Genomic DNA, 24500 nt, shown 5'->3' with positions numbered 1-24500 from the left:
AAACAAATTATAGAAACACAACATCATCAATAACATTGGCTTTTACTTCTTCATTCAGAAGTTCTACAATCCTGGATTTTGCCAGTAAAAGCTCATTCGCCAGAGAAGGAGAGTTGATCTGCAGGAATAATTTACGGTCCTGAACATACACTTTTTCAGTACGTCGGGCAATGGCTACCCCCATAATACGTCCCCATGCATGAACTACATGAGTTTCATCAAACTTACTACGTAACCGATATACACGTAAAAGCTCATCAATAGCTTCTTTCATGGTATAATCGCTTGCCTTACGGGCTTGATCAGGTTGGTGTTTGAACTTCATGCCCAAAGATACGGGATTCCCGTATGGAACCTATTTCTTTACTGAGAAAAACTCCTGACTTTTCGATAAACAAAAACTCCCCTTCGACGTGTCTATCATTACACCAAAGGGGGAGCTAAGATAATGAAGAGAGGTAAATCTTCTTGTTGTTCTATTGAGCGCTTACCCGCCAAAGCGTATTGGCTGCATCATCGGCTACAAGTAAAGATCCATCTGGCAAAACCTCTACGCCCACTGGACGTCCATATACTCTGCTTTGATCTTGATCTGCGACAAAGCCTGTCAGAAAATCTTCCGGTTGACCGGCTGGCTTTCCATTTTTGAAGGGAACAAATACTACCTTATATCCTGAGAGTTCTGAACGATTCCAGGAACCATGCTGGCCAATAAAAGCGCCATTCTGGTATTTAGCAGGGAAAGCTTTTTTATCATAAAATGTCAGCCCTAATGATGCTGTATGCGGACCTAATGCAACATCTGGTACAATGGTCTTTTGTACCAGTTCCGGATTTTCTCCTTTAAGTCGCGGATCTTCGTTAGGGCCAAAATATGCATAAGGCCATCCATAAAATCCTCCTTCTTTTACACTTGTCATATAATCAGGCACCAGTTCATCTCCTAATTCATCCCGTTCGTTTACTGCAGTCCATAACGTGTTAGTACCAGGCACCCAGTCCATACCTACCGGGTTTCGTAATCCGCTGGCGTAGATGCGCTCTTGCGTACCATCCGGATTCATTTCCAGGATATTGGCTCTTCGTTTCTCATTGTCCATACCATGTTCTGCCACATTACTACCAGAACCAACTGATACATAAATTTTAGATCCTTCAGAGTTGGCAATCACATTACGTGTCCAATGGTTATTATATCCCCCTGCTGGCAGACTAGCTATTTTTTCTCCTTTAGTCTTCATCTGAGTTTGTCCTTCCTGATAAGGATATCTCCAGAGCCCATCCGTATTGGCAACGTAGAAAAAGTTACCCAGTACCAACATACCGAATGGCTGATTGAGATCGGTTAAGAATACTTTTCGCACATCTGGTTTACCATCTTTGTTGGTATCTCTAAGCAATGTGATACGGTTCGCACTCGCACCAAGTCGTTGCGACTTGGCCTTACCTGTCGCTACATCTGCAATTTTCTTTACACCTTCTGATTCTGTATTGGCTTCGGCTACAAATATATCTCCATTAGGCGCAGCATAAACCCATCGTGGATTAATCAGATCTGTGGCAAACTTAGTCACAGTAAAGCCTTGAGGAGCTGTTGGTTTTTGATTTCCAGACCAACCCAGTACTTTACTAAAGTTTTTCACCGACTTGGTTTCGTAGGGTTTAGGCATGGAAACTGTTTGGGTTGCCAGTTCTTCTTTACGGCTTGTGTTACCAGATGCTTCATTCTCTTTCTGTTGGGATTGCGAGTTGCAATAAGATAAAGCTAAAAGGAGCATAAGATGCCCTGCAAAGATTTTTATCTGTTTCATATTACATAGTCTTTGGAAGTGACTTACTAACAAAAACAAAACCTGTTCCCTGTACTAGAGTAGAAATTCAGATATTACAGTGGGTTAATCACGTGACAGGATGAAGAGTAAATGAGCCAAGATGATCTCTGACAAAAAGTGTTTTTAACTAGAATAGTAATCACTTTGAAAAATTCAAATAATAATCATTTTAAAGTTTGACCCGAATTCTGATTATTTTATGTTTGCTAATTATTCTTTGCAAAATATTTTTAGAGAAGGTAAGGCAGGTCCATCGATCCATGAACAAATTGTGTATAGATCCAATCACTTTTTTATTTTAACCAGAGTTCCAATCATTTTTTTGTTTACACATAACTCATCGCAAACTATTTTTTGACCGGAATTCCGATTATTTTTTTGTTTGCGCATAACTCACAGCAAAAATAAAATCTGATCGGAATTCACCGCAAACTCTGCATAAAGTTATGTACAGTTTATTCTTTAAGAGATTATACCCAATCAAGTATTTTGTAAAAGAAGAAGGTAGCTCGATAAAGATAAAACAAAAAGCGCCTGATATATGTCAGACGCTTTTTGTTTTATGTATAAATAGAATAGTCAGGATCAGAACTCTGCATTTTGTGGGGTTCTTGGGAATGGAATCACATCACGAATGTTAGTCATACCAGTCACAAACAACACCAAACGTTCAAAACCTAAACCAAAACCAGCATGAGGAGCTGTACCATACTGACGGGTTTCCAGATACCACCAAAGACTTTCTTCCGGAATGTGTAGTTCCTTGATTCTGGTATGAAGCTTCTCATACCGTTCTTCCCGTTGAGAACCTCCAATGATTTCTCCAATGCCAGGGAATAACACATCCATTGCACGTACCGTCTTTCCATCATCATCCTGACGCATATAAAACGCCTTGATATCTTTTGGATAGTTGGTCAGAATCACCGGCTTTTTAAAGTGTTTTTCAACCAGATAGCGTTCGTGTTCTGATTGCAGATCTATACCCCAGCTTACAGGATACTTAAACTGCCCTTTTTGAGCAGGTTTGGATTTTACCAGAATATCTACGGCTTCTGTATAGGTTAATCGTTCAAACGGGTTATCCAGTACAAAACGAAGTTTTTCCAACAATGGCATAGGACTTCGTTCTTCCTGCTTTTTATTCTTTTCCTCTTCAATCAAGCGGTTTTCCAGAAAGGCCAGATCATCACCACAATGTTCCATCGCATATCCGATAACATATTTAACGAAATCTTCGGCCAGATTCATATTATCTTCCAGGTCGTTAAATGCTACCTCTGGCTCAATCATCCAAAACTCAGCCAGGTGGCGTGTTGTATTGGAGTTTTCGGCTCGGAATGTAGGTCCAAAAGTATAGATCTTGGACAATGCCATAGCTCCTAGTTCTCCTTCCAATTGGCCAGACACTGTAAGATTCGTTGGTTTTCCAAAGAAATCCTGTTTGTAATCTACCTGTCCATCTTCAGTCAGTGGTGGATTCACAGGATCAAGGGTTGTTACCCGAAACATTTCTCCTGCTCCTTCTGCATCTGACCCTGTAATGATAGGGGTATGTAGATAGAAGAATCCATTATCGTTAAAATATTTATGAACTGCATAAGCCAATGTATGGCGTATCCGTAATATTGCACCAAACGTACGGGTTCTCGGGCGAAGGTGTGCAATCTCACGCATAAACTCCATTGAGTGGCGTTTAGCCTGAAGTTTATAACTTACCGGATCTGACTCTCCATATAATTCTATCTGTGTAGCTTGTACTTCAACTCGCTGACCAGCACCTTGTGACTCTACCAATTTACCTGTTACAGCAATACAGGTACCTGTATTTTTGATCTTATCAATAAACTCTTGTCCGAAAATAGAGATATCCGCAACGATCTGCAGGTGATTAATAGTAGAACCATCATTTAAAGCAATGAAAGCAATATAAGGGTTCATACGGGTAGTTTGTACCCAGCCTTTTACATGTACCTCCGTATCAAATGCAGTAGATTGGAGTAAGTCTTTAATAATTTGTCGTTGGTTCAGCATAACGAAAATAGTTTTCCGTTGATTGTTTCCGGATTTTACCGTTAGATAAGAATTTTCAAGGCGCAAAGATTGAAAAAATTCCCGAAAGGGAATGCAGGAGGTTTTGTTTTTTAGCTTTAATTCTATCTATAAGCCTTCCTTATATAAAATTCCTCATTGTTTAAGATTGTATTCGTGTCGATTGCCAGGAAATCAATTGCCATTTTCCATTTCTCCTCACATATACATCTGTATAACGCAGGTGCATATCCAACGTCTGACCTACTGTCCATACTCGTACAGTAGCTACTCCATTGATAACTGCAGCATCTCCGATAACTCGTATTCCTACTTCTTCAGATTGGATTGACTGATATAAGGTCTTCCCTTTGTCTAAAGTTTCTAAAAATTGAGATTTTTTTTCTAACACGCCATTTGCATGAATATACACCAAATCTTCACCTAAAATCTCGCTCAGCCCTTTGGTGTCTTTATGTACCATCATTTCGAACCGCCTCATTTCCAGCGCTCTAACTTCTTTTTCTATTTCGTTCTTTGTATCAAAAGTTGAGTTTTGTGCAAAAACTAAAAAAATCTTACATAGGAAGAAAAGCAGGGTCAAGTGAATATTTTTCATTGGTTTTGACATTTTTTTAAACTTTTTTTTTCGAGAGATTAGATGTTAAGTGAAATTTGTAAGGTTATTTACCTTATTTTCAGAGGTTTATTTAAAGTAACCGCGAATTTGCAAAAAATTCATTATCCGGGTGACTTTTTTTCCGAAAAGCGTATATAGATTTACAAAAGCTCATATTACTCAATTGAACTTGCACTTATGACACGCCAATCTTTACTTCTTGTTGTAACCTTTTTGGGAATGATGGTCGGATTTGCACAAACTGAAGCAAACCGGGTTGAGAATTACAGTGCGTCTGCTTATCAGAAAAGCTTGGTTCGTTACAAAAAAGATGATTGTATTGAAGATCTTCGTAAACTTGAGTCTGTAATGAAAGAGGCTCACCCTTGTTTGTACTGTTTTACAGACAGCCTGACTTTTCATCAGACTTTTGCCAATAAAATTTCTTTTCTGGACCAGAAGAAAGATTCCACTATTTCAGAAAATGAATTTCTGACAATCGTTCGTGAACTGGTTGCGTTAGTTCAGGATGGCCATCTGTATGCAGAGTCTAATGAGTCGCTGGTCAACTATGTATCCGAAAGAGGTAAATTCTTCCCTCTGAGTCTGGCCATTGAAGATAATAAGGCTTATATCCGTGAGAATTATTCTACTATGCTGGATTCTACAGCTTTAGGTAGCCAGTTATTGACAGTAAACGGAGTTGCTATTGAAGAGATCATTGATAAGATGATGCCTTTGTTAAGTGCAGATGCGAATCTGGAAAAAGCAAGATGGCGTCAACTGGAGAACGTGTTTACATTTGATATTCTATACTGGTCTTTGTATGAACCTACAGATATGTATGAGGTTTCTTACCGGATGCAGGATGGGTCTGTGCATAAAGTAAAAATTGATGCTGTTACTGGTAGCACCATCAATACTGCCAATGCTGTTGACGAAGTGACACGTAAATTGAATATAGATGAAGCTACTTCTACTGCTTATCTGGATATAAATACTTTCTATAATGCAGATAATAAGCATGATAATGCTACGTATGAGAAGTTTCTTTCTGATGCTTTTAAACAACTGAACGCTAAAAACATTCAAAATCTGGTAATTGACCTGCGTGATAATCCTGGTGGATTGGTACACAATGCTTACCGCTTATTCAGCTATATTAGCCCTGTAAATGTGGAAAGCAAAGTGATGGTTAAATCTAGTACATTCCTGAAAGAACAGAAAAAGCTTTCTTTTATTGAAGTATTGATGAAGAAGTTAAGCCGTAATTCGTATGCTGCACGTATTGACAGAGCAGCTGCAGGAACCTTAGTTGAAATTACCAGCAAACAACATTTTATCAATAATACTGAAAAGAAATACACTGGTAAAGTATATATCCTAGCGAATGGCGCTACTTTCTCAGCTGCCAGTATGTTGGTAAAATTGTGCAAAGATCAACATGTAGGTACTATTGTTGGAGAAGAGAATGCTGCTTGTCAGGCAGTATCTTTCGGTGATCTGGTAAAATATGATCTGCCAAATACATTGACTAAAGTATATATCTCTACTTCTATAGTAAATCGTGAAGATGATCTGGAAAAAAGCAGCATTCGCCCTCAGATTGCTTTAGGTCGTGACGTGTATGATGATGCTCGTGGTGGAGACTCTGTATTAAAACAATTGATGGAACTTGTTCATCAAAGTGCATCCCCAAGCCCTATTGCTCGTGGTCAGAAATAAAAATAACAAACCCTTATAAACCTAACATAAATGAGAAAGGCATCTTTTACAGATGCCTTTTCTTTTTGTGATTAAAAAGTCTTATCCTACCAGCATAGCTGCTCCAAAAACACCTGCACTATCACCTAGTTCTGCTTTTAGAAAAATAGTATCCAACTTGGTGTTAAAAATATGTTTGCTAGCTTCTGCAATACCTTCAGTATATAGCAAGTCAATATTGCTGACTCCTCCTCCCATTACAATTATATCCGGATCTATAATATTGATAATCACAGATATACCTTTGCCAAACATTTCAAGAAGGCGCTTGATGGTTGCTTGAGCATGTGGGTCATTGCCTGCTTCATAACTTTTTACTATTTCTTTCAGGGTAGCTTTTTTGCCGCTAATCGACTCATAGTACCGTTGTAAAGAAGGGCCAGCTATTACTGTTTCAACGCATCCGGTTTGCCCGCAGTAACATGGACCGCCGGATTCATCCAGAAAAATATGTCCCCATTCACCGCCATTGCCCTGACGTCCATTAATTACTTTGCCATGTACAACCAGACCTCCTCCTACACCGGTTCCCATAATCACGCCAAATACAACTTCTGCATCAGGCATTACACGTTTAGCTGCACCTAAGCGGGCTTCTGCCAATGCAAAGCAATTGGCATCATTGGCTAATGCAATCGGAAATCCTAGTTTCGCTTCCAGATCCTTTTTGAATGGTTTCCCATTCATACAAGTAGTATTGCTGTTTTTCAGTGTTTGTGTAATAGGATCTAATGTACCTGGTGTACCAATTCCTAATGTAGCAGGAGTAAGGCCTGATTCAGCAGATAATTTTTGCACAAGCAATACAATACGGTCCAGAATGTGCTCGTAGCCTTGATCAGCTTCTGTGTCAATGCGTAGTCGGCTGATAACTTTTGTATCACTAGCAGACTCCAGAATTACACCTTCGATCTTTGTGCCGCCTAAATCTATTCCCCAAAGTGGCATAAATGCATTATTGAATTAAAAAGTGAACGAATTAATAAGGATTACAGGTTTGGGGGGCAATTTCGAAAGGAAATCTGAATTTTTTGTGTGTAATCAAAATAAAAATAACAATGCGGCAACCACATTGACAAAGTATCCGCCTAGAATACGTATTCTCTTTATAGACTACAGTAATGTTGGATAATATATTTATAAATAATAATCTCTGTTTTACTAGTTACCAGTATATACAATAAAAAGTTAAAGTAACGTTTATATAATTGGATTTGTGCTAATATTTCTCACTAACTCTATTTGTTGAAGATTATTAGGTAAGTATTGGGATGAGATATGTGGATTCAGAAGGGTTAGCGTATCATTACTACGATCTAAACATTCATTTTTTCTTTTTTAATCTTACCAAGTCTAATCCGATGAAACACAAACTCACTTTCTGTTTAACTCTGTTTTTGATTTCTATAACGTCTGCTCATGTATCGGGACAAACTATTGATGAAGTCTATGCTAAGTACATTTCCGCTCTGGGTGGAAGAGAAAATCTGGATGCGATTCAAACTATGCAGACGGAATGGGTGAATGCAAAAGGACAACGGCAGATCGCTTACTTGTCACGCCCCAGTTTGGCACTATATCTTCTAACGGACACTGCTTCAAATATAATGGTGAAAGTGTGTAATAATAGTGGAATCTCTTGTTTGTCAGATAAAAAAATTGTTGGAATAGATACCTCATTTCGCCTACAATTTATTCGTCCTTCAGGTAAACCCAACTTTTTCGCTAACAAACTTATTCCATATAAAGAAAATGGATATAAGATTTCTCTACAGGGTGAAGATATAATCGAAGGAAAAAGATGCTTTGTTGTTCAGTTAGAACCAGATAAAAAATCATATGATCTATATTATATTGATGCAGATACCTATCGGTTAGTTATGTCACAAACAAGGTATCTTTCAGGTCCGGATGGTGCTCAGATCTATTATTCTGATTATCGGCAAGTGAACGGTGTATGGTTCCCATTTACAGTCGAAGACTCAGGAAGCAGCCCTACAGCAGCTAAAAAAACGTACACGTATATGAAAGCAAATATTCCGATTGATAAAAACATATTTGTTTGTCCTACAATGTAAGAATCAACAATTTTTCTGTCGTTAGTGACAAAGAAAACACATCAAACATTTAAACAAAAAGGGACTCTTTTGCAAAAGAATCCCTTTTTTACTGATGAAAATAGATTGAAACTTAGGCATTGAGTAAGTCTGCTACTGCCTTTTCTGCTTTCTCAAAGTTAAAACCATCCATTACTTTCTGCATTTCATTGGCAATTTGAGCATTACACAAATTACCAATGCTGCCTTCATGAGTATGTTGAATATTCAGATTGGGGATATAGGTTTCGTTTGCAATTTCTTTTCCAACTTGTTTGTACGCATCACGGAAAGCAACTCCTTGTAGAACAAGTTCATTAACCCGTTCTACGCTAAACAGATAGTGATAACGAGAATCCTGTAATATGTCTTCTTTCACACGTATATGTTCCAGCATAAAGTGAGTAATCTGCAGACAATTCAGGATCTCATCCAATGCAGGGAACAAAATCTCTTTGGTCAACTGCATTTCGCGATGATATCCCGATGGAAGATTACTCATCAAAAGTGCCAATTCCTGAGGTAGAGCCTTCAGACGATTTGTTTTTCCTCTCAATAACTCAGCTACATCTGGATTTTTTTTGTGTGGCATAATACTGGAGCCTGTAGTCAGATCATCAGGTAATGTAATAAAGCTGAAATTCTGGCTGTTATACAGGCAAACATCCATAGCCAGCCGCGAAAGAGTAGAGGCAATGGCCGCAATAGAAGTAGCAACACTGTATTCTGTCTTTCCCCGAGTCATTTGAGCATACACAACATTGTAATTGAGTGTTTCAAATCCAAGCAGTTGTGTGGTTAATGTACGATTCAATGGAAACGAAGATCCATAACCCGCTCCAGAGCCCAGAGGATTTTTATTGGTGATTTTATAAGAGGATTGAAGGACTAACATATCGTCAACCAGACTTTCTGCATAGGCTCCAAACCATAGGCCGAAAGAAGATGGCATCGCAATTTGTAAATGAGTATAACCTGGTAGCAGAATATCTTTGTACTTATTACTCAGTGTGTTAAGTATATCAAAGAGCCGTTTGGTTTCTTTGGCAATAGTAGTTACCTGATCCCGCAGGAAGAGCTTTATATCTGTAAGAACCTGATCGTTACGAGAACGGCCACTATGTATTTTCTTTCCTGTTTCACCCAGCGTTTGTGTAAGCAGCCATTCGATTTGAGAATGCACATCTTCGATCCCATCTTCTATGATAAATTGCCTTTTTTCTATATCCTGGTAAATGTGTTTAAGTGCAGCATGGATTTGAGTAAGCTCTTCCTTTGTCAGCAGCCCAATAGACTCCAGCATTTGTGTATGTGCCAGGGAACCAAGTACATCCGCTGCAGCCAGATACAAATCCATTTCCCGATCTTTGCCAACCGTAAATTTTTCGATAGTTTCAGCAGTGCTTGTATTTTCTTTTTGCCAGAGTTTCATGATGAATATGTGTTATTTCAGATAGATAAATAGCCAAACCGGGGCGCAAAGTTACAGGGTTTTAAAAATTATACAGGAATATTTTTATTCACTGAAAGGAAAAAATACTTTAGCTAATTTCATATCTCTGTAATTATCAAAAGATTAGATTTGTCTACAATTTTTTATAGAACTTTGTAAACTTCATAATCGACTCCTCTTCCTGTTTTGTATTGTCTCAACTGATGAATTATTAGTAACTTAGGTTGTTAAACCGCTCTTCTATGAAATTTCTTTTACCTCTTTTTTTATTTATTTCTATAGCCAGCTTCGCTTCTAACGCCCTTTCCCCTCGTTTTGTGCGTAATGATGGACAATGGGATACAGATATTTTGTATCGGGCTGCTATTCCAGGTGGATTTCTTTTTTTGAAGAAAAATTCACTTGTATATGTATTTTATCATACAGGAGATGTAGGACGCCAGCATCTCGGAGGTATTAAACATTCCACACCGGCATCACGGCAGGATGTTGCAGTGGGCGGAAATGAGAAAGATAGAATTCGTGCTCATGGATTTGAAGTTAGTTTCCAGGGAGCCAGTGCCAGTACACAACTTGAAGGCAGGGAAGAACATACGGAGAAGCGTAATTATTTTTTAGGGAAAGATCACTCTCGCTGGGCATCTAATGTACCTGCATTTGCAGAAATTATCTATAAAGATATTTATCCTGGCATAAACCTGCGCCTGTTTGCTCAGAATGGCACATTCAAGTATGAATTTCATGTGGCAGCTCAGGCAAATCCAGAAGCAATCCAGATGAAATATAAAGGAATGAATCAGCTAAAGCTGGAGAATGGGTTTTTATTTACAGAAACTTCCGTAAATAAAGTCACAGAAACACCACCTTATACCTATCAGTTTACTAACAAAGGTGTCAGACATGAGGTATCTTCTTCTTTTATACTGAACAATAGTGTTGTTTCCTTCTCTTTCCCCAAAGGCTATAATCGGAGATCAGCTATGGTAATAGATCCTGTATTGGTTTTTGCTACCTATTCCGGATCATATACCGATAACTGGGGGTATACTGCTACGTATGATAAGGATGGTAATCTATACTCAGGTGGAATTGAATTTGGAACTAGGTTTCCTGCGACTATTGGTGCCTTTTCAACAGCATTTAGTGGAATGACAGATGTGGCTATATTGAAATATAATCCAAATTTGCAGGGAGAAGAGTCTCTTATTTATGCAACTTACCTAGGTGGTGCTGAAACAGAAATGCCTGAAAGTATGATCACTACCAGTACCAATGAATTGATAATTCTTGGTGTTACCAGTTCAACAGACTTTCCGGTAACTTCTGATGCATATGATCAGAGTTTTAATGGAGGTACCTTTGCTAACCCCGTGCGAGTACCTTATAATAACGGGAGTGATTTATTTGTAGTCAAACTAAATGCTTCTGCAAGTACACTAGTCGGTTCAACTTATTTGGGTGGCTCATCTAATGATGGCTTAAATCAGCGGGACCGATTTGATGACATTGGATTAGATATATTTAATTATGGTGATCAGATTCGTGGAGAAGTAAATCTGGATGCTCAGGAGAATATATATATTGCAAGCACCACTCTTTCCAGTGACTTCCCTTTGGCAAATGCATCTCAAACACAGTTCATAGGATTAAATGAAGCAGTTGTATGCGAATTTAATCCTACATTAAGCAATTTGGTTTGGAGTACTTATCTGGGAGGAAATGGGTTTGATGCTGCACGAGGTATTCGGATAGCGCCATCAGGTACTGTATATATCACCGGTGGGACCAGTAGCTCCAACTTACCATCATCGCAGGGTGTGATTAAAAGTTCTCTTTCCGGGAGAGAAGATGGCTTTGTTGCAAGCTTTCAAAATCAAAAGCTCACCCATCTATCGTATATGGGTACAAGTAATTCAGATCAAAGTTATCTTATAGATATTGATCCGAATGAGAATGTATATGTATTTGGACTTACCCTTGGAGAATATACAATAACACAAGGTGCATTTAGCAACCGTTTGAGTGGACAGTTTATTCATGCACTAGATAAAACTTTTAGTAAGACCTTATTTTCAACTGTTATTGGAGGAGGGATTGGTAGACCAGAAATAACGCCTACTGCGTTTATGAGAAGTGCATGTGGGTTTATCTATCTGGCTGGCTGGGGTGGTGATGTGAACACTTTTTTTGTAAGTGGCATACAACACCAGTATCTTAGTACAGATAATTCAAAAATGCCGATTACCTCTAATTCACTTAATGGACCAAAAGGAGACTCTTTTTATCTGGCAATTTTGAATGAGAACGCTTCACAGCTTTTGTATGGAACCTTTTTTGGCTCTTCAGCCAGAGATAACCATGTAGATGGAGGGACTTCCAGATTCAGCCCTGATGGAACAATCTATCATGCAGTTTGTGCTTGTCGGGATGGTAACACTTTTCCTGTGACAGTAGGGGCTTATTCTGAAAAGAATCATGGCGAACTGGATAGTAATAATGGCATTAATGGTTGTAACAATGCTGCTTTCAAGATTAACCTAGACAACCTGGAGGCTGATTTTACTATATCAACTGATTCTTGTGGATCACCCAGGCTGGTACAGGTGGCTAATCTGAGTGAAGGGGCTACCCAATACCAATGGCTTGTAAATGGTCAGGTAGTTTCTTCTGCAATTTCACCTCAATTGACATTAAATGGATTAGGCGAATTTACCATTACATTGAAGGCTTATAATCCACTTACATGCAAGAAAGTCGATTCACTAAGTAAATCTGTTGTTGTAAGTGGAACACTCTTTACTATAATGAAAGACTCCGTAATATGTGCCGGAGAAAGTATTAAATTAGGTGCAAGTGGAGGAATATCTTATGAATGGAGCCCATCTGTAGATATGGATAATCCACAATCAGCGAACCCTACCGTAAAACCTACGCAACCTACCACTTATACTGTAGTTATAACAGATGAGAATGGCTGTACCAAAACGTTGAGTACAACAGTAAGTATTAATACATTTGAACCTGATTTTGATATTATAACTTCTTCGGAGTGTGGTGGACAAACCCGGATTCAATTGATAAATAAACTTAATGGAAGCACAGCTGAATGGCAACTTATAGATAGCTTAGGTGTAGTACATCCTATCAGTGATACTCTTTCGTTGGGCATCAAAGACAAGATAGCTCACTATCAGATTGTTCTGCGTGCTTTTCTGGGACATTGCGAAGAAATCATCACAAAGAATATAACTGTCAACCCAGTCAACTTACCTGTTAATATTATTACTAATCACCCTTCCAATTCCTATTTTGAAACATATAGACAAGGTTGGAAGGTAGAGATTGTAGATCAATGGGGGCGTCCAGTGTATACTGATGAATCATATCAGAATGACTGGCATGCCACTGATGTGAAGAATGCTATTTACTATTATAAGCTTACGTCTCCTGATGGTGCATCCTGTCGTGGATGGTTGCAGGTAATTCGATGATAAATACTACACATAAAATAAAAAGTCCTCAACCATATGGTTGAGGACTTTTTATTTTATGAGAAATGCTTTTTTGACTAACCTTTTTCTCTGAAATCAATTCGGTCAATCATATATTTTCCTCCAAATTGTTTTACTACAATATAAACCAGATATGATTTAGAGCCAGACATGTAACTACCAGTGCTATACTTAGATCCTTCAGGAGATGCTCCCTGGTGAACGTAGGCAAAGTCTTTGGCAGGGTTTTTCTGAAAGAATGTACGTAAAATAAGTTCTGCCTGAGTTTGGCTAACTTTGTCCATCTCTACATGTTCAGACTCAATAATCAGTTCGATATTAGAGTTAAAATATTTTGCTAGTTCTCTTGCATTCCCACTTTTCAGCGCCACCTTTGCACCATTAAAAACATCATCCTGTGCTTGAGGCTTAGCATAAGCTACAATCATAAGACTCACCACCAGCGACCACAGGAAGATTTTATTTACTTTGCTCATGTTCATAATAAGAATAAGGAGTTCTGTATGTATATCGCTAAAACTATGCCAAAGCTTCTATTTTTTATAGCCAATGCATCGAGTTCCTTTAGAAAGGATATTTACTCTTACTTTTATCCAAGGAGCGCGATAGAATGTAAAGGTAGTGGTTTGAACAATCATTTCTATACAGGAAGGATATCAGATTAATTATATTTGTGCACGTTTGCAAAAAATGCAGAGTATTGAACTTTACTATTGTTATTGCTTTTATTTTGCCAGAGTATATGTATTTGTAATGACTGACAAATAGTGCTAGTATACATAAAATACATCTATATAATCACATAGTTAACTTTATATTTTTCATGAACAAGAAAGTTATTCTCATTATTCTTGATGGATGGGGCATTGCCTCTGATTCTAAAGTTTCTGCAATTGACCAGGCACAAACACCATTTATGGATAGTCTTTATCCCAAATATAAACATAGCAAGTTAAACACATCTGGACTGGAAGTAGGATTACCAGAAGGTCAGATGGGAAACAGTGAAGTAGGACATATGAATATTGGTGCTGGGAGAGTAGTCTACCAAGATCTGGTAAAAGTAAACAAAGCAGTTGAAGAACATACACTAGACAATGAACCTGTATTGGTAGAAGCATTAAATTATGCAAAAAATAATGGAAAGAAAGTCCATTTTATCGGATTGGTTTCTGATGGAGGCGTTCACTCTCATATTGATCATTTGAAGGGGCTATGTAGCATTGCTCACAAGTATGGTCTTTCAGATGTATTCATTCATGCTTTTATGGATGGTCGGGATACTGATCCCAAAGGAGGGCTGGCATATATGGAAGATCTCCAAAATCACCTGAGTACATCAACCGGAAAAGTAGCTACTATTACGGGTCGTTACTATGCAATGGATCGGGATAAGCGCTGGGGTCGTGTAAAACAAGCTTACTATGCTATGACCAAAGGAGTTGGGGTAAATGTACAGGATCCGTTAGAAGGTATTCGTAAATCGTATGAAAGCGGTGTAACAGATGAGTTTATCCGGCCAATTATTCTTACAGATAAAGACGAAAAACCTGTAGGCTTGATAGAAAAAGGAGATGTAGTATTGTGCTTTAATTTCCGTACTGATCGTGGAAGAGAAATCACTCAGGTATTGACTCAACAGGATTTTCCTGACTTTCAAATGGAAAAACTGGATCTGTATTATGTGACAATGACAAATTATGATGACACCTTCCAGAATGTTAAAGTTATTTTTGATAAGGATAACCTGAATAATACACTGGGGGAAGTATTATCAAAAGCGGGCAAAAAACAAATCCGGATTGCTGAAACAGAAAAATATCCGCATGTTACCTTCTTCTTCTCTGGTGGGCGTGAAGAGCCATTTGAAGGTGAAAAACGCTTGATGTGTGCCTCTCCTAAAGTGGCTACCTATGATCTGAAACCAGAAATGAGTGCATTTGAACTCAGAGATGCTATCATTCCGGAATTGCAGAAAAAAGAAGTAGATTTTGTATGTCTGAACTTTGCTAATGCAGATATGGTTGGTCATACAGGAGTGTTTGAGGCAGCAGTGAAAGCCTGTGAAGCAGTAGACCAGTGTACAGAAGCTGTAGTAAAAGCAGCTTTAGAGAATGGCTATACGTCAATCATTATTGCTGATCATGGTAATTCTGATTGTATGGTTAATCCTGATGGCACACCAAATACTGCCCATACTACAAATCCAGTACCCTGTATATTAGTAGACAATGATTTCAAAGGAACTCTGAAGGATGGAAAATTAGGTGATCTGGCTCCTACCATTTTAACACTTATAGGAGTAGATATTCCTGCTGAGATGACAGGAAATATTCTGATCTCCTAAAAGATAGTATAGAAAGGTATACTTTCTGAATTCACCTTGGAAAGTATACCTTCGACAGAGCTTTCCGATAGAATACTTATATTATTTATCATACTGACTGTGTTGAAAAAGATAATATTTCTTGGGTTAAGTACCTGCTGTTTGTGGGCTTGTGGAAGTCCTTCTGTTAAAACTTCTCCTTCTTCTGCTGAATTTGTCAGTGTTGATACACTTATTGACATGCAGATTTCATTGCTGGATTCTGTAAAACCTGTAGTAAACAAGGAAATATTCGTAGATGGACAAACTGAGAATCAGCGCATTAAATATGTAGATTGGGGAAAAGAATTAGCTATTTTCAGAGAGTTGGATATTAGTAAAGCTGGACTGCAAGATAATTACAGTGTGACGTCTCCTGCACCTGGTGTACGTTTATATACCCTCAAATCTGGAAAGAACTCGGTAGTGCAGCATTTGAAGATACAGTTTGCTTCTGGTTCTTCTCAGATAGCCAGAATGGAAGGTGTTATTGCTCAGAATAATTATCTGTACAAGTCTGAAAAGCTTCTTTCATTAGATTTTCAGACCTCTGACCAGAACAATGTTTATCTGGCGAATTATGAAATTAAAACCACAAAGAAAATACTTTTTGGAGATGAAGAGATTATGCAGATTCATGCAAAGTTGATAGAGTAAAGTTGAATTCTTCCAAAACTAAAATGCTCCGGTAAAAATCTACCGGAGCATTTTAGTTTTAAGATGGTAAGGCTTCTATTAATAGCCACCTCTGTATTTGTATGTATCAGATACCTTCTTGATCGCTACAATATAAGCAGCAATACGCATAGAAACTTTAAAATCCAGTGAAGTCTGATATACCTTATCAAAAGCATCCCGCATAATTCTGTCGCTACGACGATTGACACGTTCCAGCGTCCATTTATAGCCCAGGCGATTTTGCACCCATTCAAAATAAGAGACAGTTACACCACCTGCATTGGCTAGAATATCTGGAGCTACCAGAATTCCCTTTTCGTTGATTACTGCATCAGCAGATGCAGAAGTAGGTCCATTAGCACCTTCAATAATCATCTTAGCCTGTATTCTGGATGCATTTTCCATTGTAATTACATCTTCTTTCGCAGCAGGAACCAGTACATCTACAGGAAGCGTTAACAGCTCATCATTGGTAATCTTCTCAGCACCGCCAAAACCTTCTAACGATCCCCCATGAGTATCCCGATACCGCATGGCTTCTGTTATATTAATTCCTTTGTCATTGAAATAAGCTCCACTTAAATCACTGATTGCCTGTACAGTTACTCCTCTCTCATGTAATAGAGCAGCTGTATGAGAGCCTACGTTACCAAACCCTTGTACAGCACCTGTAGAACGATATGGGTTAATCCGAAGTTTTTCCATGGCGGCCAATGCCGTTACCATTACTCCTCGTCCAGTGGCTTCTGTCCGGCCCAGAGAGCCTCCCAATACAAGAGGTTTACCAGTCACCACTGCAGTTACTGTCATACCCTTTGCTTTAGAATATTCATCCATAAGCCAGGCCATTTCGCGTGGGCTGGTTCCCATATCTGGAGCAGGAATATCTTTATCCGGCCCAAATATATCAAGCATTGCAATGGTATAAGCACGCATTAGACGCTCGATCTCCCCGGAAGACATTGCACGTGGATTGCAGGCAATACCTCCCTTGGCACCACCATACGGAATGTCTACGACTGCACATTTCCAGGTCATCCAGGCAGCTAAGGCACGTACTTCATCCAGAGTCACATCCGGATCAAAGCGGATACCACCTTTGGCCGGACCTAATATGTTAGAATGTATTACCCGGATTCCTTCAAATACTTTGATGGTACCATCATCCATTGTTACAGGTAATCCTACAATTACCTGTCTTGCAGGTACTTTGAGTATATGATACATTTGCTCATCTATACCCAGAAGTTGCGCCGCTGCGTCAAATCGTGACATCATGGATTCCAGAGGATTTTCCTTGTCTTTGATTGGCGCGGGTTCGATATAAGCCATACGAAGATCTTAAATTAAAGAGTTAATTGATGAAGAAAGTTGAATAGTATGCAATAAAACAATCTAAAAAATGTATACGCAGTATCGCAGTATTGGTTATAAATAGTTATCTGCTCCCCATTGAGGAAGAATGCTGCAAAGGTAAAATATTTTAAAAACATATTACTATTCTAAGATATTTTTAAAATATACTCAGAAAAATGTTGTTTGTATCAGAAAAACCCACTATTAATTTGGCTGTGTTTACAATGTCCAAAATAAAAGCAGAGTTAAAGATGTAATAGCCAAATAAAGATGTTTGTAGTCTGTTAAAAAGATAAGTTTTGTGTAAGTTTTAAAACAAAATTAAAGTGACATACAGATAAAATATAGAATACACTTTCCATCCCTGATAGTAGAAACTGTTCTTATACTTGTCTGTGTTTAACTAAAGTAAGTTGTATTACATAGGGGAAAAAAGTTGTCTGGGCTTCAGATTTTTATATTCAGATTTAATAGTCGAAAGTGCTTCTTTCTGTTGAATAATCAGCGCATTGTATTCTTCTGTATAATTGTCATACTTTCTACGTAGAGTAGCTACCTCACTAGTAAGGCTATCAATTCTCTTTTCTAGTGAATCGCATGATACACAGCATGTTGTGGCATGAGTTTTTTCATAAAATAAAGTAAGGTCTGTTAGTAGAGAATCTGTTGCACTATCATAAAAGTCGATTTGATCATTTGTTAGTGAGTCCGGATCTGTATAACGTTTGGATAAAAGGGTTTCCTCCTTGTTTAGTAATTGAGTATAAAGAGCCTTGTCATATTTACAGGATTGAGATATATTTTTTAGGAGGTCTTTAATTTGTTGTATTTTCAGATTATCTGATTCAATCAGTGTACTCCAACTAATCTGCATGCTATCTGTAATTGTAGTAAGCTGAACTTGAAGAGAATCATTATTGATTTCAACGGTTTCTTTACCAGATCTATTTGGCTGGCACTGAACAAAAACACAAAAAGACAAAAGAATAAAAAGGCAACTGCGGACCATGAAAATGTAAATAAAGATAGCTGAAAATAGGGCTTGAATTTTTGATGTGCTAAAGGTAGCAGAATCAAAAAAACAATTCAATAAAAAAATAAACTATTGATAATCAAGTTTGTTTATAGTTAACGTTTACTTTTTCGCAAAAAGGTAACTAACTAATGTAGACTGTTTTGTATTTTGGATATCTATTTTTTTATGAATGAAGCAAATAAAAAAAATCACTTTTCCCGTGTGGAATTAAAGCAGCGACTACAACAATTGGAGGCAGAAATCCAGGCAAAAGAGGCATATGCAGAGATTCCATTATCTAGTATTCGAAAAAATAATTGGAAAGTTTGTTTTCTTCTCTTACTGCCTGTTTTATTTGCTACAGGGTATTTTCTATATACTAGAGCCTATAATAAAAAGCTGTTTAGCCAATATTATGAACCCTATCCTAATGTAATAGGCTATACATTACAAAATACAGTTGAAGGACCTGCTTCACGAACAGAAGCGTTACAACTATATGAACAGGGACGCTATGCAGATGCCCTCAAATATTTTGAACAAGCTTCACAGATGGGGAAAGAACACACTGATTTTCTATTTTATGCAGGGATTGCAAGTATAGAGGTAAACCAACTCGATAAAGCAGAGGCGTATATGCAGGAAGTTGTCAAACATCCTAACAGTAGTTTTGTATCTCAGGCTGAATGGTATCTGGCTTTAATTCATCTTCGAAAAAGTGAGCCCAACCAAGCTAAAGAACATTTACGATTATTAACTCAATCTACAGATCCATTTAAAGAAAAGGCATCCTCACTACTGAATAAATTATAGTAGCATTATTTTTATTCTTATTTTATTCTCCAAATTTTACCTGACGAATTCTGCGGCGAAAAAAAGTTATGCCTTCACTTTATGAAGGCATGATAATTGCGCAGAAAAATACTATCCTTTTTCCAGGTAATTTCTTACCAAATTAAAATTCTGCTGTACATTTGTGTGTGAATTCATTACAAGCTTTATCACGGCTTCTCTATAAGCTGGTTCTATTACTGTTTATTGGTTATGTAGCTCAGGCTCAAGTTCCTGGAGGCAAAGGTGGGCCACTATCCGGTTCCAAAGATCGTAAATCCAGGACGGGAAGTAGTATTCTGGACGATTCTACCAAACAGGTATATGGCCCTGAAACATCCCGATTCTTACTTGAAAGCGACTTGCTTACCAATCGGGATACTACCTATACTATCGATACTTTGCTGGAGAATATTCATAATTACAATTTTGTAAACCGATATAACAATCGATATGTAGATCTGGGAAACCTTGGAACTGCCATACGACCTGTTTTCTATGCGCCTCCTGCGCAAATTGGTACATACTTTGGTATGAATGTATATGATCTGTATGCATTAACTCCTGATAAAATAAAGTACTACGATACAAAATCTCCTTATACCTATCTGAAATATGTTCAGGGCGGCTTATATCAGCAATTACTGAATCTTGGACATAGTCGCAATATCAATTCAAGATGGAACATTGGATTTGACTTTCAGCGGCTAACTTCTGGTAAACAATATGGATATACAGAACGTAGTGAAAGGCAAGTAGATCATTATGGTGTAAGTGCCTACACCCGATGGATATCAAGTGATAGTTCTTATCATATACTTGCACATTTTTCACATCAAAATCACTGGGTTAATGAACAAGGTGGTATTTTGAATAATCTGGGGACAGATCAGAGTACATTGCTGGATAATTTTGCAGAAAATGCTGTTTCACAATTAGTTCCAGCCATATCAGGTAATCCTCCTACTCAGATGGTGCGAGGCAATGATTATCGAAACAACTGGCACATTTACCACCAATATAAGTTTGGCAATGGATTTCAGGTATATCATATTTTTGATCGGCAAACACAACGATATGATTACTATGATAATGGCAATACCTATAGTGAGTATGCATCTGTGAGAGGTGCTGGAAACTATTTTTACCCGGATGTTTCTCCTTCGGATACCGCCTACAGATACTACTTTTCTGATGATACTACACATGATGTAATGCGTTATGTAGTATATGAGAATCGGATTGGCTTGAAAGGGAAGTATCAGGGGTGGGATTATCGTTTATATGCCCGGAGACGAGATTTTAAGGCTACTTATACAGGGTTATATACTACCACAAATACAGAATATAACCCTGTGACTTATAAAAAAGGGGAGACTTTTCTGGGTGCCTGGGGACAGTATAGCTTTAAAAAGAATATTAAATTATATGCAGAGGCAGAATTTTTACTATTCAGAGATTATAAGCTAAGCGGAACGTTTGAATCTCCCTGGTTTAAAGTAAGCTATCTAAGTATGCTCTATTCTCCAACTGTTGTACAGCAACGTATGTACAGCAATCATTTCCGATGGAGCAATGATTTTAGTCCTGTGAGTGTGAATCAACTATCCGGGCAACTGACTCTAAAATACAAAGCCTTAACTTTTGAACCATCTGCCTCCATCAGTAATCTAGCCAATTATATTTATCTTGATCAGGATATAAAGCCACAACAAAGCAGTGCCTTTCAGATTTTTAACGTAGGTGCATCACTGAACCTGCATGGTAAGATATTTCATACCGAAAATCAGGTAGTATTTACACAAACCACCAATAATATAAATGTTATCAGGATGCCTCAATGGTTTATCAATTCACGTTGGTATGCAGAAGGCTTCCTATTCAGAAAAGCATTATTTATGCAGATTGGTATAGATGCACATTATAAGTCTGACTACTATGCCAATGCCTATATGCCTGCCATTGCACAGTTCTATCTTCAGGATGAATTTTTGGTAAAAGGATATCCTGTTATTGATGTGTTTGCCAATGCTCGTGTAGGCAGAGTGCGACTCTTTGTTAAGATGTCACATATAAACCAGGGACTTGTATTTGGAAATGGATACTTTACTACCCCTTATTATCCTGGTCAGAGACGTACACTGGGCTTCGGAGTGCTGTGGCCATTGTTTGACTAATGAGATTCTGCCTTTCATATAGTATCTTTGTGTCAGAATGTTGTTTACTAATAGTATGGAACTTATCGCTAGCCCACAAAACCCTAAGATTAAAAATGTTGTCAGATTATTGGAGAAAGCTTCTGAGCGAAAAGAACAGAATCTGACAGTAGTAGAAGGAGAAAGAGAGATAGAACTTGCCTTGAGGGCTGGCTATAAACTACATACCCTTTTTATTTGTAAAGAATTACACCCTGCTCCTCTAAACTTTTCACCTGAACACAGTTGGGAAATTAGTAAAGTTGTGTTTGATAAAATTGCCTACCGAGAAAACCGGGATGGCTTAGTAGCATTAATCGTTCCTAAGAAGCTCCGTTTGCAGGATTTGAAACTGAGCAGCAATCCATTTATAATTGTATTGGAAGCCGTAGAAAAGCCTGGTAACTTAGGTGCGATCCTTCGTACGGCTGATGCCGCTCATATAGATGCTGTTATAATTTGTGATCCACAAACAGACCTTTATAATCCAAATGTCATCCGTTCTGGAATTGGTTGTTTATTTAGTAACCAGGTAGTGGTTTGTACCTCTGACGAAGCCATAAATTGGCTCCGCCAGAAAAATATTCGTACGTATGCTACTGCACTTACTGCCACTCATTTTTACCATGAAGTCAATCTGGCGCAACCATCAGCCGTTGTGATGGGTACTGAGGCCACAGGACTCAGCAATAAGTGGCTACAAGAAGCGGATGATCAAATCAAGATACCGATGCGTGGGCAAATAGACTCCTTGAATGTGTCTACCAGCACTGCTATTCTGGTATTTGAAGCAATGCGGCAGCGTGGCTTTCAATGATTAAATCTTTGATTTTTCCAGTGCCCGGTTCAGATAATGGGCTGCACTGATTAGTCCCAGATGTGTAAACGCCTGAGGATAGTTGCCTAGCTGTTCACCACGTAAACCGATTTGTTCTGCATATAATCCAAGGTGGTTAGCATACCCCATCATCTTCTCAAAATAAAGACGGGCTTTTTCCAGTTGTCCTCCACGGGCAAGGCACTCTACATACCAGAATGAACACATGGAGAAAGTACTTTCTCCTCCCCCAACACCATCTTCAAAGTGTTCTGTATTGTAACGATATACCAATGTATCTGAGACAAGTTCATTTTCAATAGCTTCTAAAGTTGAAATCCAGCGAGGATCATAAGGGCTAATAATTCGGACCAATGGCATGATTAAGGCTGCTGCATCCAATACATCTCCCCCTTTATATTGCACAAAGGCTTTGCGGTCTTCATTCCAGAAATTATGGTAAATATCTTCAAATATCTCTGTGCGAATGGTACGCCATTTTTCAAATGGATAAGGAAATGCATGAGATTCTGCTAATCGAATTCCTCGGTCTACAGCTACCCAACACATAACTCGTGAATACAGAAAATCTTTCATCTCTGAGCGTATCTCCCAGATACTATGGTCTTTCTGATTCCAGTTCTGACAAACATATTCTATTTGTCGGCAAAGTTGTTGCCAAAAGTCATAGGTAATAGCTTCACCATACTTATCATATAGATAGATACTATCTATCAATTCTCCATAAATATCTAGTTGCAGCTGATTATGTGCATTGTTACCAATCCGTACAGGTTTAGAGCCAAAATATCCTTCCAGATGAGTAAGTTCTTCTTCATGTAAATCAGCGGTGCCATCTACTGCATACATTAGTTGAAGGCCACCTCCTTCCTCTATATTTTTTTCAAACTGTTTGCGTATCCAACGCATAAAGTCGCCAGCTTCCTTTGTAAAGCCAAGACGTATAAATGCATACATGGTGAATGCCGCATCCCGTATCCAAGTGTATCGATAGTCCCAGTTGCGTATACCACCTACGGCCTCTGGCAAACCCAATGTAGCTGCAGCAATGGGGGAGCCATATTTGCGAGAGGTAAGCATTTTAAGCACCAGTGCAGATCTATTAACCATATCTGCCCAACGACCCTTATAAGCCGACTGCCTGGTCCAATCTTTCCAATAGTGTACAGTCTCAAGAAAGGCCTTATCTACTTGGCTTCCAATCGCCTCTGGATCCTTAAAAAGGTCGTTTTCTATATCTTCCCGAGGTATCATCTGAAAAATAAAGTGAACTACCTCTTTCTCGTGAAGAGTAAATTCTGCTGAAGCATCTCGATTGTTTAGTTGTAATGGACAGTCACTTACAAGCCGTAGTAATGTATTGTCTTCCTCACTTTTAAAGATGATCTGATTTTCTTGTTGATAGGCCGTATGAGGTGTGCGGGCATAATTAAAACGAGGGCAACAATCCATACGGATTTTTACTTCCCCTCGTACAACCATTACCTTACGAATCAGGGTACATTCATATTCACTACCTGCAATAGGCATAAAATCTGTGATTTCTACCAATCCTTCGTAAGATAAGAAACGGGTTAGAAGGACATTTGTATCGGGCAGATACATTTGTTTATACCCAATATTGTTTAACTGGGGAACAATCTGGAAACGGCCTCCTTTATCTTTATCTAATAATGCAGCAAAAATGGTTGGGGAATCATAGCGGGGAAAAGACATAAAATCGATAGATCCTTTTAGCCCAACCAGAGCTACAGTAGCCTGGTTTCCTATAATTCCATAATTTTCTAAAGGTTGATAATCTTGTGCCTGTGTTTCCAACATAGCTACTTATTTAGTGTATACAAAGCGTATACACTAACAAACTATGTACCTGCCTAAATGTTTCGTTGTTTTTAATTATACTTTGTTATAAAAA

General features: G+C 38.3%; 18 protein-coding genes. 8 read left to right on the top strand and 10 right to left on the bottom strand.

The annotated features are described in order from the left end of the window. Positions 1–7: 7 nt before the first annotated feature. The 4 genes from QNI22_RS17325 to QNI22_RS17310 form a co-directional block, all read right to left on the bottom strand. The gene (locus QNI22_RS17325; RefSeq protein WP_314512505.1) at positions 8–325 is read right to left on the bottom strand and encodes a DciA family protein; all 318 of its coding nucleotides are present in this window, start codon (positions 323–325) and stop codon (positions 8–10) included. 151 nt (positions 326–476) lie between these two features. Next, positions 477–1811, bottom strand: a complete 1335-nt coding sequence (locus tag QNI22_RS17320) for a PQQ-dependent sugar dehydrogenase (RefSeq protein WP_314512504.1) — start codon at positions 1809–1811, stop codon at positions 477–479. Positions 1812–2417: 606 nt separating this feature from the next. Beyond that, on the bottom strand, positions 2418–3866 hold the full coding sequence (gene asnS, locus QNI22_RS17315) for an asparagine--tRNA ligase (protein ID WP_314512503.1): 1449 nt from the start codon (positions 3864–3866) through the stop codon (positions 2418–2420). A gap of 160 nt (positions 3867–4026) precedes the next feature. Further along, the gene (locus tag QNI22_RS17310; RefSeq protein WP_314512501.1) at positions 4027–4482 is read right to left on the bottom strand and encodes a nuclear transport factor 2 family protein; all 456 of its coding nucleotides are present in this window, start codon (positions 4480–4482) and stop codon (positions 4027–4029) included. Positions 4483–4680: 198 nt separating this feature from the next. Here QNI22_RS17310 and QNI22_RS17305 point away from each other — a divergent pair, with 198 nt between their 5' ends. Beyond that, positions 4681–6207, top strand: coding sequence for a S41 family peptidase (locus QNI22_RS17305; RefSeq protein ID WP_314512500.1), 1527 nt, complete (start codon positions 4681–4683; stop codon positions 6205–6207). Positions 6208–6288: 81 nt separating this feature from the next. Here the strand turns inward: QNI22_RS17305 and QNI22_RS17300 are convergent, their stop codons facing one another. Further along, a complete protein-coding gene (locus tag QNI22_RS17300) occupies positions 6289–7194 on the bottom strand; it encodes an ROK family protein (RefSeq protein ID WP_314512499.1) in 906 nt (301 codons plus the stop codon). A gap of 413 nt (positions 7195–7607) precedes the next feature. Here QNI22_RS17300 and QNI22_RS17295 point away from each other — a divergent pair, with 413 nt between their 5' ends. Beyond that, a complete protein-coding gene (locus QNI22_RS17295; protein WP_314512495.1) occupies positions 7608–8324 on the top strand; it encodes an outer membrane lipoprotein-sorting protein in 717 nt (238 codons plus the stop codon). Between the two features lie 112 nt (positions 8325–8436). Here the strand turns inward: QNI22_RS17295 and argH are convergent, their stop codons facing one another. Further along, positions 8437–9774 (bottom strand): argininosuccinate lyase, encoded by a 1338-nt coding sequence (gene argH, locus QNI22_RS17290; protein ID WP_314512494.1) that lies wholly within the window; start codon positions 9772–9774, stop codon positions 8437–8439. A 263-nt stretch (positions 9775–10037) separates the two neighbouring features. Here argH and QNI22_RS17285 point away from each other — a divergent pair, with 263 nt between their 5' ends. Next, positions 10038–13286, top strand: coding sequence for a DUF7948 domain-containing protein (locus tag QNI22_RS17285; RefSeq protein WP_314512492.1), 3249 nt, complete (start codon positions 10038–10040; stop codon positions 13284–13286). Positions 13287–13363: 77 nt separating this feature from the next. On the opposite strand, the gene QNI22_RS17280 is transcribed toward QNI22_RS17285, so the two are convergent. Then, positions 13364–13783: a DUF4783 domain-containing protein gene (locus tag QNI22_RS17280; protein WP_313979267.1), complete on the bottom strand. Its 420-nt coding sequence runs from the start codon at positions 13781–13783 to the stop codon at positions 13364–13366. A 347-nt stretch (positions 13784–14130) separates the two neighbouring features. On the opposite strand from QNI22_RS17280, the gene gpmI reads away from it, so the two are divergent. Both gpmI and QNI22_RS17270 read left to right on the top strand, forming a co-directional pair. Beyond that, on the top strand, positions 14131–15654 hold the full coding sequence (gpmI, locus tag QNI22_RS17275; protein ID WP_314512489.1) for a 2,3-bisphosphoglycerate-independent phosphoglycerate mutase: 1524 nt from the start codon (positions 14131–14133) through the stop codon (positions 15652–15654). Positions 15655–15756: 102 nt separating this feature from the next. Further along, a complete protein-coding gene (locus QNI22_RS17270; protein WP_314512487.1) occupies positions 15757–16329 on the top strand; it encodes a hypothetical protein in 573 nt (190 codons plus the stop codon). Positions 16330–16407: 78 nt separating this feature from the next. On the opposite strand, the gene QNI22_RS17265 is transcribed toward QNI22_RS17270, so the two are convergent. Continuing rightward, on the bottom strand, positions 16408–17682 hold the full coding sequence (locus QNI22_RS17265; RefSeq protein ID WP_313979275.1) for a Glu/Leu/Phe/Val family dehydrogenase: 1275 nt from the start codon (positions 17680–17682) through the stop codon (positions 16408–16410). A 442-nt stretch (positions 17683–18124) separates the two neighbouring features. Then, positions 18125–18580 (bottom strand): hypothetical protein, encoded by a 456-nt coding sequence (locus QNI22_RS17260; protein ID WP_314512485.1) that lies wholly within the window; start codon positions 18578–18580, stop codon positions 18125–18127. 327 nt (positions 18581–18907) lie between these two features. Between QNI22_RS17260 and QNI22_RS17255 the strand changes: the two genes are divergently transcribed. From QNI22_RS17255 to QNI22_RS17245, 3 genes are all read left to right on the top strand, one after another. Then, entirely contained in the window at positions 18908–19534 is a 627-nt protein-coding gene (locus tag QNI22_RS17255) for a tetratricopeptide repeat protein (protein ID WP_314512483.1), read from the top strand. Between the two features lie 167 nt (positions 19535–19701). Beyond that, on the top strand, positions 19702–21729 hold the full coding sequence (locus tag QNI22_RS17250) for a putative porin (protein WP_314512481.1): 2028 nt from the start codon (positions 19702–19704) through the stop codon (positions 21727–21729). A 55-nt stretch (positions 21730–21784) separates the two neighbouring features. Then, positions 21785–22564: a TrmH family RNA methyltransferase gene (locus tag QNI22_RS17245; RefSeq protein WP_314512479.1), complete on the top strand. Its 780-nt coding sequence runs from the start codon at positions 21785–21787 to the stop codon at positions 22562–22564. On the opposite strand, the gene QNI22_RS17240 is transcribed toward QNI22_RS17245, so the two are convergent. Then, positions 22565–24406: a glycoside hydrolase family 15 protein gene (locus QNI22_RS17240; RefSeq protein WP_314512478.1), complete on the bottom strand. Its 1842-nt coding sequence runs from the start codon at positions 24404–24406 to the stop codon at positions 22565–22567. Positions 24407–24500 lie beyond the last annotated feature (94 nt).

Source organism: Xanthocytophaga agilis, assembly GCF_030068605.1.
GTDB lineage: Bacteria > Bacteroidota > Bacteroidia > Cytophagales > 172606-1 > Xanthocytophaga > Xanthocytophaga agilis.
This window is presented reverse-complemented; position numbering and strand designations above follow the sequence as displayed.